Here is a 2,778-nt window from a genome sequence, read left to right as displayed (position 1 = left end):
TACAAACAAAGGAAGCAATTGGTAAGGTTTCATAGCGATTAAATTAAATTTTAGAATAATATCACCCCATCTTGCTGATATTCTCTAAAATTCAAATACCGTTCCTTTTCTTGGAATGTTGAAAACTTGTTGTTTGGTGGGGGTTGGTTAGGGTTGGTGGAGTTGACGAGTTGATCAGTTAACCAGTTGACGAGTTAACAAGTTGATAGCGTTAACAGGTTGACAGGTTGAACTCAGTAAGTTCGGGATCCGACTAGCAATTACTATAGTGCAAACCGCCATGTTATTAAAATAGCACCCACCACCAGCGCTTCTATGATCCAGACATAATTTACATTACCTCTGGTCAATGATTTTATTACAGAGTCTACACCTAACAGTAAAAGTAATGCGGGAATAAAGAATAAAAGGGCTAACCCTTTTGAACTGGCTATAGTAATTATACTAAAAACAATTGGGATCAGGCAAAGTACTGCCGCTACGATAAAGGGCGAGCAATGGTACATTAAATACTTCTTCATAAAGGGTCAATCAGGGGTTGGGTTGCGGGCCCAAAGATAAAAATTATTAGATTCCCTGCAACTGCCCGTCCCTATTGATTCAACGCATTCACCGTAGCCCATACTTCCTTCACCACCGGAATACCCTGCTGCAGGTTCCGCTGCCGGGTTTGCAGCACCCGCTCACCGGGGAAGGTGATGGCTTTATTACTTTCGGGTGTTGATCGATGGTAATCGGTAATAATGTTTTTTACAACCTGCGCTATGGCGGCATGGTTACCGAGCTTATTGGTATCGATGGCAATGAATACCTGCGACACGGCCATCTCAGTCTTTTGTTGGGTGATCTCATGTACCGACAGTCCTCCTGATAATACAGCCGCCAGTACGTCCAGCAACAGCGCCAACCCCGCTCCTTTCCAGTAACCGATGGGCAGTGGCCGGCGTGAAGCGCGAATGGCGCCGGGGTCGGTAGTGAGTTGTCCATGAGTGTCAAAGCCACCGTATACGGGTAGTTGTTCCTTTTTCATGTCTGCCAGCTCCAGCGCCCCAAACGAATATTGCGACATGGCCATATCCAGCACAATGGCTTCCTGTTCGTAAGGCAATGCCATTACCAGCGGGTTATTGCCCAGCTTATTGTCAACCGCGCCCCAGGTGGGCATCAGGGAGGTGGTGTTCGTCCAGCCGATAAAAACAAAACCGGCTTTGGCCGCCTGCCAGCCATAGGTACCGCCCCGCATCCAGTGATTGGTATTGGCCAGGGCCACACAACCAATGCCATGCTGCTGCGCCAGCTGCATGGCGCTGTTGGTGGCATGGATCGCATTTAACGGACCGGGTCCCAGGTTACCATCCCATTGCTGCACCCCACCCCATTGGTGTTTCAGGGTTGGTTCTGCCTGTATATCGATATACCCTTTCTGAATATATTCAACAAAGCGGGGAAAGCGGTTTACCCCATGCGTGTATACGCCGTCAATGCTGTTATTCGTGAATACCTCAGCGCATTGCCGGGCCTTTTCGGGCGTGAGACCCTGCTTCAATAAAATGGCATTGAACAATTGCAGCATCTCAGCTGCGGGGATGGTGATGGTTGGGTTGGTCATGATTGCAAGTTACTATTGTCTGACAAGAACTTGTTTTTTTTAAACAACAGACTGGAAATTACAAAACTGATAATTGCAATTACATGAAGTCCCACATTATTAAAACCAATCAATGAGGGTTGACCCTGAAAAAAACCTTTAAAGACATCGACTGTCAGCACGTGGCCATCATCGGCAAAAAAGGGTATATTCAAAATCACTATCAGTATAAAAAAAGAAATTATTGACTTCCCCAAAATATTCAACTCTGTTTTTTTGAGTACCCATACAATTGGCGGGAATATAATTATACCAATAATAAGGTTCATAATATAAAACCACAAAAGGTAAGCGACAATTTCTCCTCTTATTGATGGCACAATGAAAACTGATAAGAATAAAAGAAGAATGGATATACCGTAATAGGTTAAAATAAATTTTATTCCTGATCTCATTTACTGAGTAGTTATAAAGGTTCTTTGTTTACTTGCACTATCTACATGGGAATGCTATGATAAATTATTCGGGGTTTTCAACGCCCTACTGTAAAGCAAAAGCCACATCTGCAGCTTTTGTGTTTTGCCATAAACTTTAAAAAAATTACTGTTTCATTAGAAACGTCTTTTTATTAATTACCTCATTTCTTACAAAGTAAAGTTTCTTACCACTTATTTTAAATGTCAAGGTATCTGGAGGAAACCCATTTTTTGATGAGTCAAAATAACAGACAACATGATTATTTATTAACTCAAACCTGCCTTTTGCAAAATCACTAATCACGTGTATTTCCGTCTTCTCAACAGTATTATCAGTGTTTAACTTTATTTGATAAAAGGCACTCTTATCTTTTGAGTAACTGGTATTATAAGTTCCATAAAAAATTTTACTACAGGAGAAAAGCAAAGTCATTGCCCCTGTTAATAAAAGCATTTTTTTCATACTATCGAGGGGATTCTATATCGTTATTGACGCAATTTATGGGTTTATATAAAGAAAAAAGGAGCAATGTTTAAGTGTGCAGATTTGGCAATAACCGTGTTGTTTTAGCCAATAGACGTGTAAAGCTATAAATAAAACAGCGCCCTGACGGTACCGTCAGGGCGCTGTTTATTTACTAAGCCACCAGCCGCTGACGCTCGCGCCGCAGCATGACCTCGTCGGCGGGCGGAGCCGGGCAGGTCAGCTCGCGC

At 42.7% G+C, this 2,778-nt stretch carries 3 protein-coding genes; all 3 read right to left on the bottom strand.

The window, feature by feature from the left end:
- Window positions 1–263: 263 nt before the first annotated feature.
- Window positions 264–521, bottom strand: a complete 258-nt coding sequence (locus tag ACJ751_RS06395) for a hypothetical protein (RefSeq protein ID WP_407744544.1) — start codon at window positions 519–521, stop codon at window positions 264–266.
- 71 nt (window positions 522–592) lie between these two features.
- A complete protein-coding gene (gene yiaK / locus ACJ751_RS06390; protein ID WP_407744543.1) occupies window positions 593–1,609 on the bottom strand; it encodes a 3-dehydro-L-gulonate 2-dehydrogenase in 1,017 nt (338 codons plus the stop codon).
- A gap of 579 nt (window positions 1,610–2,188) precedes the next feature.
- Window positions 2,189–2,527 carry a hypothetical protein gene (locus ACJ751_RS06385; protein WP_407744542.1) on the bottom strand — a complete coding sequence of 113 codons (339 nt, stop codon included), beginning with the start codon at window positions 2,525–2,527 and terminating at the stop codon, window positions 2,189–2,191.
- Window positions 2,528–2,778: the final 251 nt, after the last annotated feature.

Origin of the sequence: Niastella sp. (assembly GCF_045805085.1) — a bacterium.
In the GTDB taxonomy this organism is placed as follows: Bacteria; Bacteroidota; Bacteroidia; order Chitinophagales; family Chitinophagaceae; genus Niastella.
The sequence above is the reverse complement of the archived record's forward strand: the minus strand, read 5'-3'. Positions and strand labels throughout refer to the sequence as shown.

Coding starts and splice junctions, on each gene's coding strand:
- ACJ751_RS06385 (WP_407744542.1), bottom strand. CDS start 2,527: ATGAAAAAAATGCTTTTATTAACAGGGGCAATGACTTTGCTTTTCTCC.
- ACJ751_RS06395 (WP_407744544.1), bottom strand. CDS start 521: ATGAAGAAGTATTTAATGTACCATTGCTCGCCCTTTATCGTAGCGGCA.
- yiaK (WP_407744543.1), bottom strand. CDS start 1,609: ATGACCAACCCAACCATCACCATCCCCGCAGCTGAGATGCTGCAATTG.